At 66.4% G+C, this 15736-nt stretch carries 15 protein-coding genes and 1 tRNA gene; 9 read left to right on the top strand and 7 right to left on the bottom strand.

Going from position 1 to position 15736, the window contains the following annotated elements; genetic code table 11:
• Nucleotides 1-15 precede the first annotated feature (15 nt).
• The 3 genes from LOC57_RS06655 (at nt 16) to LOC57_RS06665 (ending at nt 2316) form a co-directional block, all read left to right on the top strand.
• A complete protein-coding gene (locus LOC57_RS06655) occupies nt 16-549 on the top strand; it encodes a methylated-DNA--[protein]-cysteine S-methyltransferase (RefSeq protein WP_229958822.1) in 534 nt (177 codons plus the stop codon).
• 185 nt (nt 550-734) lie between these two features.
• The gene (locus tag LOC57_RS06660; RefSeq protein WP_229958837.1) at nt 735-1640 is read left to right on the top strand and encodes a tyrosine recombinase XerC; all 906 of its coding nucleotides are present in this window, start codon (nt 735-737) and stop codon (nt 1638-1640) included.
• Nucleotides 1641-1812: 172 nt separating this feature from the next.
• On the top strand, nt 1813-2316 hold the full coding sequence (locus LOC57_RS06665; RefSeq protein ID WP_227911686.1) for a DUF3145 domain-containing protein: 504 nt from the start codon (nt 1813-1815) through the stop codon (nt 2314-2316).
• A gap of 194 nt (nt 2317-2510) precedes the next feature.
• Here LOC57_RS06665 and fabF read toward each other — a convergent pair whose 3' ends face one another.
• The 7 genes from fabF to aceE all read right to left on the bottom strand — a co-directional run bounded on the left by fabF (nt 2511) and on the right by aceE (nt 10703).
• Nucleotides 2511-3746: a beta-ketoacyl-ACP synthase II gene (gene fabF / locus LOC57_RS06670; protein ID WP_229958824.1), complete on the bottom strand. Its 1236-nt coding sequence runs from the start codon at nt 3744-3746 to the stop codon at nt 2511-2513.
• Nucleotides 3747-3952: 206 nt separating this feature from the next.
• Nucleotides 3953-4198: an acyl carrier protein gene (locus tag LOC57_RS06675; protein WP_055240832.1), complete on the bottom strand. Its 246-nt coding sequence runs from the start codon at nt 4196-4198 to the stop codon at nt 3953-3955.
• Between the two features lie 116 nt (nt 4199-4314).
• On the bottom strand, nt 4315-5376 hold the full coding sequence (locus tag LOC57_RS06680; RefSeq protein WP_227911682.1) for a beta-ketoacyl-ACP synthase III: 1062 nt from the start codon (nt 5374-5376) through the stop codon (nt 4315-4317).
• Nucleotides 5373-6326, bottom strand: a complete 954-nt coding sequence (locus LOC57_RS06685; RefSeq protein WP_227911681.1) for an ACP S-malonyltransferase — start codon at nt 6324-6326, stop codon at nt 5373-5375. The genes LOC57_RS06680 and LOC57_RS06685 overlap by 4 nt, the downstream gene beginning before the upstream one ends.
• 109 nt (nt 6327-6435) lie before the next feature.
• The gene (locus LOC57_RS06690; protein ID WP_442860709.1) at nt 6436-7665 is read right to left on the bottom strand and encodes a PucR family transcriptional regulator; all 1230 of its coding nucleotides are present in this window, start codon (nt 7663-7665) and stop codon (nt 6436-6438) included.
• A 60-nt stretch (nt 7666-7725) separates the two neighbouring features.
• A complete protein-coding gene (locus LOC57_RS06695; protein ID WP_229958828.1) occupies nt 7726-7872 on the bottom strand; it encodes a hypothetical protein in 147 nt (48 codons plus the stop codon).
• Nucleotides 7873-7958: 86 nt separating this feature from the next.
• Nucleotides 7959-10703, bottom strand: a complete 2745-nt coding sequence (gene aceE / locus LOC57_RS06700; RefSeq protein WP_231700587.1) for a pyruvate dehydrogenase (acetyl-transferring), homodimeric type — start codon at nt 10701-10703, stop codon at nt 7959-7961.
• A gap of 290 nt (nt 10704-10993) precedes the next feature.
• On the opposite strand from aceE, the gene LOC57_RS06705 reads away from it, so the two are divergent.
• The 6 genes from LOC57_RS06705 to gndA all read left to right on the top strand — a co-directional run bounded on the left by LOC57_RS06705 (nt 10994) and on the right by gndA (nt 15645).
• A complete protein-coding gene (locus LOC57_RS06705; RefSeq protein WP_227911678.1) occupies nt 10994-11413 on the top strand; it encodes a DUF3052 domain-containing protein in 420 nt (139 codons plus the stop codon).
• On the top strand, nt 11410-11880 hold the full coding sequence (locus tag LOC57_RS06710; protein ID WP_227926105.1) for a redoxin domain-containing protein: 471 nt from the start codon (nt 11410-11412) through the stop codon (nt 11878-11880). The genes LOC57_RS06705 and LOC57_RS06710 overlap by 4 nt, the downstream gene beginning before the upstream one ends.
• Nucleotides 11877-12848, top strand: a complete 972-nt coding sequence (locus LOC57_RS06715; RefSeq protein WP_227911676.1) for an NAD-dependent protein deacetylase — start codon at nt 11877-11879, stop codon at nt 12846-12848. Before LOC57_RS06710 ends, LOC57_RS06715 begins: the two co-directional genes overlap by 4 nt.
• Before the next feature lie 84 nt (nt 12849-12932).
• A tRNA-Val gene (locus LOC57_RS06720) sits at nt 12933-13008 on the top strand.
• A gap of 211 nt (nt 13009-13219) precedes the next feature.
• Complete coding sequence (locus LOC57_RS06725) at nt 13220-14083, top strand: serine hydrolase (RefSeq protein ID WP_229958830.1); 864 nt, start codon at nt 13220-13222, stop codon at nt 14081-14083.
• Nucleotides 14084-14208: 125 nt separating this feature from the next.
• Complete coding sequence (gndA, locus tag LOC57_RS06730; protein ID WP_227911674.1) at nt 14209-15645, top strand: NADP-dependent phosphogluconate dehydrogenase; 1437 nt, start codon at nt 14209-14211, stop codon at nt 15643-15645.
• Nucleotides 15646-15736: the final 91 nt, after the last annotated feature.

The raw sequence follows: 15736 nt of genomic DNA on the forward strand, positions 1-15736 counted from the left end.
AAGGAAACACCCGGAATGCTCACCCATAAGATCATCACTTCTCCACTGGGAGTGCTCACGCTCGTCGCTTTGGACGGGATCCTGACTGCCGTCCGGCTGGGACCCCCGGCGTCATCTGCAGGTGCGGGAACCCCGTACGGGCTTGCGGCCGAGGACGGCTTCGAAGAGGCGGAACGGCAGCTCGCGGAATACTTCGAAGGTCAGCGGTGCTGTTTCACGCTGCCAACCAGCCCAATGGGAACCTACTTCCAACGCAGCGTGTGGGCCCTGGTCCAATGTGTCGGGTACGGCAGCACAGCCAGCTACAAGCAGGTAGCGGTGCTGCTCGGCGACGCGGCGAAAGCAAGGAGCGTGGGCGCCGCCCTGGCGCGCAATCCCCTGAATATCGTGGTCCCCACCCACCGGGTGCTGGGCTCACGAGGGGCCTTGACCGGCTATTCCGGCGGAGTGGAAGCCAAACGCTACCTGCTGGACCTGGAGCAGGCACCGGAAACCGAACACCTGCGGCTCACCTGCCGGCCGGCAGATACCGACAACGTGCCGGCCTGACCGGCGGGCACGGGCGTCCCGTCGGTCAAACCGCCCACAGAGGCTGAGCGGACCGGTGTCCCGCGAGCCTGCTTGAACGGCCGGGGTAAAGGTAGAACAGTGAGGAGGTGACATCCAAGACATCGGCAGACGGGGCACCGGAGACCGGTGCCGCCGGCACTGCTCCGAGCCCATCCGCCTGGCCCGTGGAATTCCATGCAGCCGTTGAAGGCTTTTGCCGCTACCTGGCCGCCGAACGGGGGCGTTCGGAGCATACGGTCCGCGCCTACGAATCGGACCTCATTCAGTTGCTCGACTACGCGTTGGCTTCAGGCGCGGGGAAGCTGCAGGATCTGGACCTCGGGATCCTGCGCGGCTGGCTCGGCGAACTTAGCGCCTCCGGACAGGCCCGCGCCACGCTTGCGCGGCGTGCAGCAACGGTGCGGAGTTTTGCCAACTGGGCGCTGCGGGAAGAACTGATCTCGGAGAACCCGGCACTGCGGCTGAAGGCTCCAAAGAAGGAAAAGACGCTCCCGGGCGTGCTGCGCACCAGCCAGCTCGACGAACTGTTCGCATCCCTCAAGGCAGCAGCCGCCGAAGGCGAGCCGGTGTCCCTGCGGGACCGTGCCATGGTGGAGCTGCTGTACGCCACGGGCATCCGCGTGGGGGAGTTGTCCGGACTGGACGTTGATGACCTTGATCCGGACCGGAGAACCCTCACCGTGATCGGCAAGGGCAACAAGGAACGCACCGTGCCCTACGGACTGCCGGCAGCACTGGCAGTAGACGACTGGCTGCGCCGAGGCCGCCCGGCACTGGCCGGCGCGGACAGCGGGCCGGCGCTGTTCCTGGGCAAACGCGGGCGCCGGGTGGACCAGCGCCAGGTCCGCAGCGTCGTCGCCGTCCTCCTGGATGCCCTGCCGGACACCTCCGCCACGGGCCCGCACGCCCTGCGGCACTCCGCGGCAACACACCTGCTCGACGGCGGGGCGGACCTGCGGGCGGTCCAGGAAATCCTGGGCCATTCCTCGCTGGCAACTACGCAGCTGTATACCCACGTCTCCGTGGACCGGCTGCGCCAGAGCTACAGCCAGGCACACCCGCGCGCGTAGGCGCAACGGCGGCAGGTTCACAGGCGCCGCAAGTTTCAACACGGCCCCGCAGGCCGCATTGGCACAAACCGGTAACTTGCGGCACAATGATTCACAGCGGGACGCTGGAGCCGGATATCCGCCCATGCAGCAGGTCGTTGGGGAAGACGCACCTACAGCTATGGAGGATGGAATGTCTGTTGTGATGGCGCGCGGAGTACTCTTTGTGCACTCTGCCCCTTCCGCGTTGTGCCCTCACATTGAGTGGGCCATCGGATCCGTCGTGGAAAAGCGAACGGATCTTCAGTGGACCCCTCAGCCGGCCGCGCCCGGCATGGTGAGGGCCGAGATCGCCTGGACCGGACCGCAGGGTACCGGTTCCCTCCTTGCCTCGGCCCTGCGCGGCTGGGCCCACCTCCGCTACGAGGTCACCGAGGAACAGAGCCCCGGCGCCGACGGCAGCCGCTGGGCCCACACCCCGGAACTGGGTATTTTCCACGCCGCCACCGACGTGCACGGCAACATCATGATCTCCGAGGACCGGATCCGCTACGCCTACGAGAGCGGCGCCGGAGACCCCTCCGCCGTCTACCATGAACTTTCACTCGCCCTGGGCGAGGCCTGGGACGACGAACTGGAACCGTTCCGGCATGCAGCGGACGGCGCGCCCGTCCGCTGGCTCCACCAGGTCGGCTGACTCTCTTTACTCCATAGCAAAAAGCAGGCGTGCGGGGCCCCCGGGGGCCCGGCGGGGGCGGTTTTTTGGGGCGGGGCCCCGCGGGGGGGGGGTGGTGGGGGGGCTCCCCCTCTTCCCCCCCCACCACCCCCCGGGCGCCGGGCCCCGGGGGCCCCCCCACGCCTGCTTTGTTTCCCGACGGGAACCGGCGTTGCCTAGTGGTTGCGCAGCACGGCGACGGCGTTGTGCCCGCCGAAGCCGAACGAGTTGCTCAGGGCGACAATGTCGCCGTCGCGCAGCTTGCGGCTGGACGTAACCACGTCCAGGGGAATTTCCGGATCCTGGTTGTCCAGGTTGATGGTCACCGGGGCCTGGCGTTCATATACAGCCAGTGCAGTCAGGACCGCTTCAACCGCACCCGAGGCACCAAGCAGGTGTCCCATCTGGGACTTGGTGGCAGAGACGGCCACGCCGTCGAGGGCGTTGCCCAAGGCGGCCTTCAGCGCGGTGTACTCCGGCTTGTCACCCACCGGGGTGGACGTGGCGTGGGCGTTTACGTGCACTACGTCTTCCGCCTGGGCGCGCGCATCAAACAGGGCCGCCTTCAGGGCCCGGGTGGCGCCAAGGCCCTCGGGGTCAGGTGCCGTGATGTGGTAGGCGTCAGCAGTAACGGCAGTGCCGGCCAGTTCGGCGTAGATCCGGGCGCCGCGTGCCCGGGCATGCTCTTCGCTTTCCAGGACGAGGGCGCCGGCGCCCTCACCCATCACGAAACCGTCGCGGTCGCGGTCGTATGGCCGGGAGGCGCGTTCGGGATCGTCGTTGCGCTTGGACAGGGCCTGCATCGAGGCGAAGGAAGCCAGGGGCATCGGGTGAATGCAGGCCTCCGCACCGCCGGCCACCACAATGTCGGCCTTGCCGGAGCGGATCAGTTCCAGCCCCTGGTGCAGGGCCTCGGTACCGGACGCGCAGGCGGAAACCGGGGTATGGGCGCCGGCCCGGGCGCCAAGGTCAAGGCTGACCGCAGCGGCGGGACCGTTGGGCATCAGCATCGGCACGGTCATGGGCAGGACCCGGCGAGGGCCCTTCTCGCGGAGAGTATCCCAGGCGTCCAGCAGGGTCCAGACTCCGCCGATGCCGGTGGCAAACGTGACCGCCAGGCGGTCCTGGTCCACGTCTTCCAGGCCGGAGTCGGCCCAGGCTTCGCGGGCAGCGACGACGGCGAATTGGGTGGACGGGTCCATCCGCTTGGCTTCGACACGGGAAAGGACTTCAGAGGCGGGATTCGTGACCCGCGCCGCGAAGGTGACGGGCAGGGAGTACTTCTCAACCCACTCGTCTTCCAACGTGCGGGCGCCGGAGACACCCTGCAGTGCGTTCTTCCACATGGTCGGGACGTCCCCGCCGATAGGCGTGGTCGCACCAAGGCCTGTGATGACTACTTTGCGGGCCATGATTCACTCTCTTGAAGCAGTTGCTGTTGGGGTGCCGGGCATCCCGGCGGTACCGGGCGGGGGGGGGGGGGGGGGGGGCGCCGCGGGGGGGGGGGGGGGGGGGGGGGTGGGTCTGGCAGCGCGGGGGGCGTTAAGATGTTGGTTGGGGGGGGCGGGGCACCCCGGGGGGCGGGGGCGGCCCCCGGGGGGGGGCGCCCCCCGGCTGGTTACGCCTGGGCGTTGGAGATGAAGTCCACGGCGTCGCCGACGGTCTTCAGGTTCTTGACCTCTTCGTCCGGGATGCGCACGCCGAACTTCTCTTCGGCGTTGACCACGATGGTCATCATGGAAATGGAGTCGATGTCCAGGTCATCGGTGAAGGACTTGTCCAGCTCAACGGCTTCGGGGGCCAGACCGGTCTCTTCGTTGACGATCTCGGCGAGGCCGGCCAGGATTTCTTCGTTGCTAGCCATGGTGGCTCCTTTTCTAGTAGTGCCGGTACGGGACCGGTCCGGTTTTCCAACCGCCGCAGCGGTGTGGTTTCAGGGCCGTGCGGGTCCGGAAGGATCCGCACGGCGGGTGGTGCAGCCTAAGGGAGGACAACTACCTGCGCGCCGAAGACCAGCCCGGCACCGAATCCGATCTGCAGCGAAAGCTTGCCGCTCAGTTCCGGGTGTTCCTTCAGCAGCCGGTAGGTGGCCAGCGGAATGGAGGCCGCCGAGGTGTTGCCGGCGTCGGCAATGTCCCGGGCAATGATGACCGATTCAGGCAGTTTCAGCTGCTTGGCCATTTCGTCGATGATCCGCATGTTGGCCTGGTGGGGCACGAAGGCGGACAGGTCGTCGGCGGTGATGCCGGCGGCGTCGAGGGCCTGCTGGGCTGCTTTCGCCATTTCCCACACCGCCCAGCGGAACACGGTCTGGCCGTCCTGGCGCAGCGTCGGCCAGAGCTTGGTGTCCCGGGCGGCGAGGTCCGCGGGGCTCATCCCGCCGTCGGCCTCGGCGGCCAGGGACAGCTCGCGCACGTCAAGCATGGAATGGGTCATGCCGATTGCTCCGGACTTGCTGCCGTCCGAACCCCAGATCGAAGGTGCAATGCCCGGAGTTTCGGACGGACCAACGACGACGGCGCCCGCGCCGTCGCCGAGGAGGAAGGAGATGGTGCGTTCGGTGTTGTCGATGAAGTCCGAAAGCTTCTCCACACCGATGACCAGCACGTAGTTGGCCGCACCGGAACGGACCAGCGCATCCGCCTGGGCCACGCCGTAGCAGTAGCCGGCGCAGGCGGCGGAAACGTCGTAGGCGGGTGCCGGGGTGGCCCCCAGCCGTTCAGTGATCTGGGTGGCGGCGGACGGGGTGGCGAACGGGTGGGTCACGGTGGAAACGATGACCGCCCCCAGCTGTGAGCCGTCGATGCCGGCGTTCTGGAGCGCTTCCCGTCCGGCAGCTTCGGCCATGTCCACCACCGAGGTGCCCTTGTCCGCACGGTGCCGGGTGACGATGCCCGTACGCTGGCGGATCCATTCGTCCGAGGAGTCGATCCACTGGCACACGTCGTCATTGCTGACAATGACGTCGGGGCGGAAAGCGCCGATGCCAAGGATCCGGCTGAACTCGTTGACGGGGGATTGCTTCAGGGTGGGCGTGCTCACGCGTTACCTTCTCCGGTTGGTGCGCCGGCACCGGAATGTTCACGGATGAACTCCCGGGCGGCAGATATATCTTCTGGGGATTTCAGGGCCATGGTGGGAACCCCCTTCATGCCCCGGCGGGCCAGCCCGGTCAGGGTTCCGGCCGGCGGCAGTTCCAGGAGCCCGGTGACGCCCATGGCCAGCATGTTCTCCATGCACAGGTCCCAGCGTACGGGCCGGGAAACCTGGGCGATCAGGCTGTCGAGGTTCGCTTCGCCCGAAACCACGGCAGCGCCGTCGTGGTTGGAGAGGAGGGTCGGCAGGGGAGCTTGCGGAGAGAGGGAGGAACGCAGCGCCTCGAGGACGGTGACGGCCGGTGCCATGTGGGCGGTGTGGAAGGCGCCGGCAACCTTCAGCGGGATCACGCGCGCCTTGGCCGGTGGTGCGGCGGTGAGGACTTCCAGCTGGTTGTGCGTTCCGGCAGCCACAACCTGCCCGCCGCCGTTGGCATTGGCGGCGGTGAGCCCGGCGGCTTCCAGGACGGCGGCAACGTCGTCGGGATCCCCGCCCAGGATGGCGCTCATGCCTGTGGGCTCAACGGCGGCGGCGCGTGCCATGGCGTTGGCGCGCTCCCGCACGAAAACCATGGCGTCTTTCTCCTGCAGGGCCCCGGCGAGGGCGGAGGCAGTGATCTCTCCGACCGAATGTCCGGCCAGCACGGTGGAGGATGTCAGCTGCGACGGGTCCAGCAGCAGGCGGGCTGCCATCAGCCCTGCCGCGACAATCAGCGGCTGGGCCACCGCGGTGTCCTTGATGGTGTCCTCGTCGGAGACCGTGCCGTGGGCAATGAGGTCCAGCCCGGCAAGGTCACTCAACGCGGAAAGATGTTCCCGCACTCCGGGCAGTTCCAGCCACGGCGCGAGGAATCCTGGTGTTTGGGACCCCTGGCCGGGGCAGACAATTGCAAGCACGTATACAGCTTTCCAAACTTAGGGGACGGGACCGGGTGTTTGCGTAGACCAAGCTCCCGGGACGGGGTTGTAGGAAGTCTACAAGGCAGGATCGGCGCTTGGACAAGTTTCAGGCGCGTGCCGGAGGCTTTTCCGGCGTGGCTTTGCCGGCCGGGGCCAGCCGGCCGACCACCAGTGCGGTCTGCAGGACAAAGGCCTCGCGGGGCAGCATGGGGTCCCAGCCGGTGACGTCGCAGACGCGGCGCAGCCGGTACCGGACGGTGTTGGCATGGACGAAGAGTTCCCGGGCGGTGGCTTCCAGGGAATGGCCCAGCGAGAGGTAGGCGCTCAGGGTGTCCGCCAGCCCGTTGGAGGCCCCGAGCAGCGGGGTGTAGATGCTTTCCACCAGGGCAATGCGTGCGGTGTCATCGCCGGACATCACCCGTTCGGGCCACAGGTCGTCCGCAGCCACCGGACGGGGCGCGGCAGGCCAGGCCCGGGCTGCGGTCAGGCCGGCAAAGGCCGCCTGTGCGGACGGGCCCGCCTCTACCAGTGACGAGGCCGGGGGACCGTAGACCACCGGCCCCGGCCCGAAGAGGTCCGAGAGCCGGGTGTAGGAAAACGCTTTGTCTTCCAGTCCGCCCAGGACCAGGATCAGCCGCTCGCCCTGGATGCCCACGAGGGTGTCCTCGGCCAGCCGGCCGGTAGCCCGGCGCAGTTCGTTGACGAAGGTGGCGTTGGCTTCGGCCGGCGAGCCGCCCACCATCACGGTGACCGGCGCCGTCGAAGTCCACCCGACGGCGGCGATGCGGGAACGCAGCGCGTCGGAGCTTTCGCCGCGGAGGATCGCGTCAACCACCAGCGCCTCCAGCCGCGTGTCCCATGCACCGCGGGTCTCCGCCGCGCGGGCGTAAACGTCAGCAGCGGCGAACGCCACCTCGCGGGAGTAGCGGAGCACCGCTTCACGCAGCTTCGACTGGACCTCGTTGGTAGCCAGTTCAGGCACGCGGTCCTCCACGACCTGGACCACTACGCGGATCAGCTGCAGTGCCTTCTGAAGGCTGATCGAGCGGGTGAGCTCGGTGGGGGCGGTGCCGAACACATCGCTGAGCACCCAGGCCGGGGATGCCGGGCGCTGGTACCAGTTCACAAAGGAGGCAATGCCTTTCTGGGCCACCATTCCCAGGGCCGAGCGTTCGTCCGGGCGCAGTCCTCGGTACCAGGGCAGCGAAATATCCAGCTGCTGGAGGGTCGCCGTGGAGAGCTTGCCGATGTTGGCCTTCAGGCGCTCCACGGTGGACTGGTCTGCGGCCGGCGGCTTCTGCGTCGAGGCAGCGGACGTGCTGGGACTCATTGGCATACCTGCGAGCTTACGGCCTGCGTACCCGAACCACCATTTTGTGTGAAGGCTACAACTTCGCTAGGCCGGCAGCTTGGGCTTCACGCCATTGGTGTAGACACCCTCCAAAGCGTCGGCCAGCTCGGCGAGCGTAGCCGGCAGGGAGACCCAGGCGTAGTTCTGCCGAAGCCGGTTGCTGACCCGGTGTGTGGGGGAGCATGACCGCACGGAGCTTTAAAGGCGAAGGAACCGCCGCGGGTGCGGCGGTTCCTTCGTTTTATGACGCCCTTCTGAGGCGTCATCCGGTGCTGCGCTTAGGCGTCGCCGCCCGCATTTCCGCTGGTGCCGGCATTGACGTCCAGCAGGTGGTACTTCTCAATGGCCTCCTTGGGGGCATTGGCGTCGACTTCGCCGCGGCGCGCGAGCATCTCGAGTGCACGCACCACCATGGAGTGGCTGTCGATCTTGAAGTAGCGCCGTGCTGCTGCGCGGGTGTCCGCGAAACCGAAGTCGTCGGCGCCAAGGGTGGCAAACTCGTTCGGCAGGAACTGGCGGATCTGGTCCGGGACGGCCTTCATGTAGTCCGTGGACGCCACGATGGGACCGGTGGCCCCCGCGAGCTGCTGGGTCACGAACGGCACGCGGGGCTCCGAACCGGGATTCAGGAACGCTTCCTCTTCGGCGGCAAGGCCGTCGCGGCGGAGCTCGTTCCAAGAAGTTACGGACCAGACATCGGCCGAAACGCCCCAGTCTTCAGCCAGCAGCTTCTGGGCTTCCAGTGCCCACGGCACGGCAACACCGGAGGCCAGCAGCTGCGTGCGGGGCCCGTCGATCTTCGCCGGCGCGAGCAGGTAGATGCCCTTGATAATGCCCTCAACGTCAAGGTCCTCGGGGGCCTTGGGCTGCTGGATGGGCTCGTTGTAGACCATGATGTTGTAGATGAGGTTCGGATCCTTGGAATCCGGTCCGTACATCTCCTCGAGGCCGTGGCGCACGATGTGCCCGATCTCGTAGCCGTAGGCCGGGTCGTAGGTCTTCACCGCGGGGTTGGTGGAGGCCAGGATCGGCGAGTGGCCGTCAGCGTGCTGCAGGCCTTCACCGGTCAGGGTGGTGCGGCCGGCGGTAGCCGAGATCAGGAAGCCGCGGGCCATCTGGTCGGTGGCTGCCCAAATGTAGTCGGCCGTGCGCTGGAACCCGAACATCGAGTAGAACACGTAGACCGGGATCAGCGGTTCACCGTGCGTGGCGTAGGACGTGCCCGCAGCGGTGAACGCGGCAATGGAACCGGCCTCGTTGATGCCCACGTGCACAATTTGCCCCTGCGGGGATTCCTTGTACGCCAGGACCAGGTCCCGGTCCACGGACAGGTAGTTCTGGCCCTTGGGGTTGTAGATCTTCGCCGTCGGGAAGAACGAGTCCATGCCGAAGGTACGGGCCTCGTCAGGGATGATCGGCACAATGCGCTTGCCGAATTCCTTGTCCCGCATCAGGTCCTTGAGCAGGCGGACGAAGGCCATGGTGGTGGCTGCCAACTGCTTGCCGGAGCCGCGGTTGGCTACTTCGTAGGCCTTTTCGTCCGGCAGGTGCACCGGCTCGTGCTTGACCCGGCGCTCGGGGACGTTGCCGCCCAGTTCGCGGCGGCGCTCCAGCATGTACTTGATCTCCGGAGCGTCGGGACCCGGGTTGTAGTACGGCGGGGTGTACGGATCGGCTTCAAGCTGTTCGTCGCTGATGGGGATCCGCAGGTGGTCGCGGAAGGCCTTCAGATCATCCAGGGTCAGCTTCTTCATCTGGTGGGTCGCGTTGCGGCCCTCGAAGTGCGTACCCAGGCCGTAGCCCTTGACCGTGTGGGCCAGGATGACCGTGGGGGCACCCTTGAACTCCATGGCGGCCTTGTAGGCGGCGTAGACCTTGCGGTAGTCGTGCCCGCCGCGCTTGAGGTTCCAGATTTCCTCGTCGGTCAGGTTGGCGACGAGTTCCTTGGTTTCCGGGCTCTTGCCGAAGAAGTGGTCGCGGACGAAACCGCCGGACTCGGCCTTGTAGGTCTGGTAGTCGCCGTCGGGGGTGGAGTTCATGATTTCCACCAGCGAGCCGTCCTTGTCCCGCTGCAGCAGGTCATCCCACTCGCGGCCCCAGACAACCTTGATGACGTTCCAGCCGGCGCCGCGGAAGAAGGCTTCCAGTTCCTGCATGATCTTGCCGTTGCCGCGGACCGGGCCGTCGAGGCGCTGCAGGTTGCAGTTGACGACGAAGGTCAGGTTGTCCAGCTTGTCATTTGCGGCGAGCTGGAGCAGGCCGCGCGATTCCGGCTCGTCCATTTCGCCGTCGCCCAGGAAGGCCCAGACGTGCTGCTCGGACGTGTCCTTGATGCCGCGGTTGTGCAGGTAACGGTTGGACTGCGCCTGGTAGATGGCGTTCATCGGGCCGATACCCATGGACACCGTGGGGAACTCCCAGAAGTCCGGCATGCTGCGCGGGTGCGGGTAGGAGGAAAGGGCGTGGCCCTCGCGGGACTTCTCCTGGCGGAAACCGTCCATGTCCTCTTCGGACAGCCGGCCCTCGAGGAAGGCGCGCGCGTACATACCGGGGGAAGCGTGACCCTGGAAATAAATCTGGTCTCCGCCGCCCGGATGGTCCTTGCCCCGGAAGAAGTGGTTCATGCCGACTTCGTACAGGGTTGCCGCGCCGGCATAGGTTGAAATGTGGCCGCCGACGCCGATGCCCGGGCGCTGCGCCCGGTGCACCATGATGGCCGCATTCCAACGCAGCCAGGCGCGGTAACGCCGTTCAATCTCTTCGTCGCCGGGGAACTCAGGTTCCTGGTCCACGGGGATGGTGTTGACGTAGTCGGTGGTGGTTACCATCGGCACGCCCACGCTCTGGGAACCGGCACGCTGGAGCAGCGATCGCATGATGTACTGCGCGCGTTCGGTGCCCTGCGAACGGATCAGCTCGTCGAGCGACTCGATCCATTCTGCGGTTTCCTCAGGATCACGGTCCGGTAGCTGGTTTGTTAACCCGCTCAGGATGTCCGTTGTGTCTTCTGCGGCCACGGCCAACCTCTCTTTGTACAGATTGTGTCTGCCAGATTCTTCGTGTGGACCCGGCTGTTGTCCGCCGGATCGTCGCTTGCGCGTATGCGCGCCTGGGCGCCCAAATCTGCTTTTCTTCCACTCTAGTCCCGCGCCGCCGATGTTGCGTAGCCTGCCTTGGGCCGCATCGCTGAAGGCGTACCCGCCTCCGGGCCTTGTCCGCTGCCGTATTTCGGTGTTTCGTTGACTCTTAGACCGCGCGAATCCGGCAAATGTGTGATTCCCTTGTATTTATGCAGTCAACCAGGAGGAGTGAAGTGAGCGAGGCCGAAGCCGTCACTGAGGAAAACGTGGCGAGCAGATTGGGTTTCAAGGACGGGGACCTGGTTCAGGAGTTCGGCTACGACGAGGACGTGGATTTCGATTTCCGCGAAAACCTCGAGGACCTCATCGGGGGCGAGCTGCTCACCGAAGATGACCACGACGTAGTGGACGGTGTTGTCCTGTGGTGGCGGTCAGACGACGGCGACCTTGTGGACGCGCTGGTTGACTCACTGACAACCCTCGACGACGGCGGCGTGGTCTGGGTCCTGACCCCCAAGTCCGGCCGGGAGGGCTACGTACCGCCGGCAGACATCGAGGAAGCCGCACCCACTGCGGGCCTGCACGTGACCACGTCCCCCGCGGTATGCGAGGACTGGGCCGCCACCCGCCTGGTGAGCCGACGCAAGAAGTGACGAAGCTCGCAGGCCTGCCCCGGGTAGGTGCTGCGGCTCCGGATTTCATTCTCCCGAACCAGTTCGGCGAGCAGGTGAGCCTCACCGGCCTTCGGGGTTCCGGCGTCGTGGTGGTGTTCTTCCCGTTTGCTTTCTCCCGGGTGTGCCGCGGTGAGCTGGCAGCGCTGCAGGGCGAGCGGGCACTGTTTGAAGATGCGGACGTTCGGCTGCTGGCGGTCTCGTGTGATTCGCGATACACCCTGCGTGCCTGGGCTGAACAGGAGGGTTTCGAGTTCGACCTGCTTTCGGATTTCTGGCCCCACGGCGCCACCGCGCGGTCTTACGGAGCCTTTAATGATGCGCAGGGCCTGGCAGAACGTGCCAGCTTTGTGATTGACGGATCGGGCAGCGTTAAGGCGCTCATCCGTTCCGCGCCGGGTGAAGAGCGCCCGCTTCAGCAGTACCGGAACGCCCTGGAGGCACTGTGAGCGTACAGCGTGAGGAAGAACCCCGCCCCGGGCTGGGGCTGACCGGTTTCGCCAGCGGCAGCGCGCTCGAAGCGGTGCCTGAGCCCAGCGCGGAAGAAGAGCGGCAGCTGGAACGCGCTGCCGGCTATCTCGGCGGACGGCGCATTGCCCTGCTGACCGGCGCCGGCCTCAGTACCGATTCCGGCATCCCGGACTACCGCGGCCCGGACGCCCCGCCGCGGAATCCCATGACCTACCAGCAGTTTGTCGGCGACCCGGACCTCCGCCGGAGATACTGGGCGCGAAACCATATCGGTTGGCACCACCTGCGCCATGCGGTGCCGAATCCCGGGCATGCCGCCGTGGTTCGGCTCGAGCGCCGGGGCCTGCTCTCGGGCTTGATTACCCAGAATGTGGACCGGCTGCATACCGATGCCGGCAGCGAGAATGTCATTGACCTGCACGGCCGCTATGACCGGGTGGTGTGTTTGAACTGCCGCACCGAGTTCTCCCGCGCCGACGTGGCGGTACTGCTGCAGGAACTGAATCCGGGGTACCTCGAGCGTGTACGGTCGGACGGCGGAATTGCTCCTGACGCCGACGCCGAGATTGCCGATACGGATGACTTTGTCGTGGCAGACTGCCCGGTCTGCGGCGGGATGCTCAAGCCGGACTTTGTGTACTTCGGGGAGAACGTACCCAAGGACCGGGTGGCCGAGGCGTTTGCAGTGGTGGACGCGGCCGGTGCGCTGCTCGTTGCCGGCTCGTCCCTGACAGTGATGAGCGGACTGCGCTTTGTCCGTTACGCCGCGAAGGCCGGCAAACCCGTGGTGATCGTTAACCGGGGCACGACACGGGGGGACCCGCTGGCCGACCTGAAGATCGACATGGGTGTGAGCACTGCCCTGACCTGGCTCGCCCAAAACCTTCCGGACCTGCCGCCGGCCGGGACCGCACCGGAACAGCCCTCCTCCGGAATCGCCGATTAGGCAGCGTCCGGATCTTGCGGTAATGTAATTCCTCGTGATGCAGGGCCCGCGGGGGAATCCTCCCGGACCGGCAGCACCTCTTGAGGGTCTTTAGCTCAGCTGGTAGAGCGCCACGTTTACACCGTGGATGTCATCGGTTCGATCCCGGTAGGACCCACCAAGCGGCCGCCGTTGCCTTTCGCAGAAATTGCGGAGGACAACGGCGGTTTTTTGCGTTAAGTTGACCCTCCCCGCCGGCGGCGCGCCCCGTGCAGCATCACGGGGCACAACTCAGGAAACTTTAAAACTCCGGTGCTACATCTGGTTAGGTAGGATCCCCGGCCCCCGTGAGGGTCCGCGGAACGGTTCACGCAGGCGGAAGAGGTGGTGGAATGGCGGCAAAGGCGAACTCCTCCGCGGGCGCAGCGGCGGTTGTACTGATTCTGCTGTCCGCCGCAGGCTGCGCCGGACACCCGGCTAGCGGGGCAAATGCTCCGGCTGTAGTGCCCCCGCCGGCCGCGGCGGCGGCTCCGGCGGGGCAGCCCGAATCCGCCGACGCTGCGGCCCTGTCTGCGGCCCTCGACCAGCTGGCAGAGGAGCGGGACGCGGATATCTCCGTGGCGGTGCTGGACAACGGAACCGGTGAGTCCTGGAGCTACAACCCCGAAGCCCGTTACCTCGAAGCCAGCCTCGTAAAGGTACCCATCCTCCTGACCCTGGTCCGCGAAGCCAGCGAAGAACAGCGCAGCTTCACCGAGGAGGAGGAGGCGCTGGCGGTGCAGATGATCGAGTACAGCGACAACGATGCCACCACGGCGCTGTACGGCATGCTGGGCGGACGGCCCGAACTGAACCGCACCTATGAACTGATCGGCGTCCGGGACACCGAAGCGGGAGAGACATGGGGTGCCACCGAAACCAGCGTTGAGGACCAGTTGAGGATTATCCGGACCGCCGCCTGCGGTGCCGACTGGCTGGACCCGGACCTGCTGGCCTTTGCGGTGTCCCTGATGGAAAACGTGTGCCCGGAGCAGAGCTGGGGAGTCAGTGCCGGAACCGATGAGGCCCAGGTGGCGCTGAAGAACGGCTGGCTGCAGGACGACGACGCCGTGTGGAACGTCGGCAGCGCCGGTATCGTGCGCGGCTGGGATAAGGACTACAGCATTGTTGTGCTCAGTTCCCGCAATTCGACGCTTGACGCCGGGATAGACGTTGTCGAGGGGGCTGCCTCGGTGATCAACGGCTACCGGCGTTAGCGGCGCGTCGGGCACCATGTGGCGGCAAGGCGGCCAAGAAGCATAGGCTGGAGCCTGAACACGGCGCAGGTCAGCCCGCGCCGGCCCCGTGCCCGCTGGGCACCCGAAAGATCCTTGGAGAGAACTTGAGTGCACAAATTGGTGTAACCGGCCTTGCCGTCATGGGCGCTAACCTTGCCCGCAATCTCGCCCGCAACGGTTACACGGTGGCCCTGCACAACCGTTCCATCGAAAAAACCGATGCCCTGCTGGCAGCGCACGGCGATGAAGGCGACTTTATCCGCACCGAGTCACTGCAGGAACTGGTGGACAACCTGGAGAAGCCGCGCCGGGTACTGATCATGGTCAAGGCCGGCGGGCCCGTGGACTCCGTTATTGACCAGCTGGTGCCCCTGCTGGAGCCGGGCGACATTGTGATCGACGCCGGCAACTCGCACTATGAGGACACCCGCCGCCGCGAGGCAGCCCTGGCCGAAAAGGACCTGCACTTCGTGGGCGTCGGCGTTTCCGGCGGCGAGGAAGGTGCCCTCCTGGGCCCGTCCATCATGCCCGGCGGCTCCCGCGAGTCCTACGATTCCCTGGGCCCCATGCTGGAAAAGATCGCCGCGAAGTACGACGGCGAACCATGCTGCACCTGGATCGGCACCGACGGCGCCGGCCACTTCGTGAAGATGGTCCACAACGGCATTGAGTATGCCGACATGCAGGTAATCGGCGAGGCTTACGACCTTCTGCGTTCGGCCGCCGGGATTGAACCCGCCGAGCAGGCCAAGATCTTCACCGAATGGAACACCGGGCAGCTGAGCTCCTTCCTGATCGAGATCACCGCCGAGGTCCTCGGCCACGTCGATGCGAAAACGGGCAAGCCGTTCGTGGACGTAGTGGTGGATTCCGCGGGACAGAAGGGCACCGGCCGCTGGACCGTGGTCTCCGGCCTGGACCTGGGTTCACCGGTCTCCGCCATCGCCGAGTCAGTCTTTGCGCGGGCCCTGTCTTCCCAGCGCGACCAGCGCGCCATCGCGCAGGGAACGCTTGAAGGCCGGGAATCCGCCGTCGAGCTCCCCGACACGTTTGTGGAAGATGTCCGGCAGGCGCTCTACGCCTCCAAGCTGGTCAGCTACGCCCAGGGCATCGACATGCTGGGCGCCGCTGCCAAGGAATACGGCTGGGACTTGAAGCTGGACGAAATCGCCTCGCTGTGGCGTGCCGGCTGCATCATCCGTGCCGAACTGCTCGATGACATCATGAAGGCCTACGCCGACGGTGAGGCTCCGGCCAACCTGCTGTTCGCTCCGGCCTTCGCGGAGTCCATTGCCGCCGCCGTTCCGGCCTGGCGCCGCGTGGTTTCCGTAGCCGTGCAGCTGGGCATTCCGGTGCCGGTGTTCTCCTCCTCCCTGGCCTACTACGACGGCCTGCGCCGCAAGCGCCTGCCGGCGGCGCTGACACAGGGCCTGCGGGACCTGTTTGGTGCGCACACCTACCACCGGGTAGACACCGAGGGCACCTTCCACACCATGTGGGGCGAGGACCGCGCCGAGGTCGAAGCAGTAGACACGCACTAGCAGCAGGAACCTGATTAAACGCAGAAGGCCCGCAGCAAAGCTGCGGGCCGTCTGGTTTTGCCGCACCGGACCGGTTCCCGAAAATACGGGT

This window comes from Arthrobacter sp. zg-Y750 (assembly GCF_020907365.1).
Classification (GTDB): Bacteria; Actinomycetota; Actinomycetes; order Actinomycetales; family Micrococcaceae; genus Arthrobacter_B.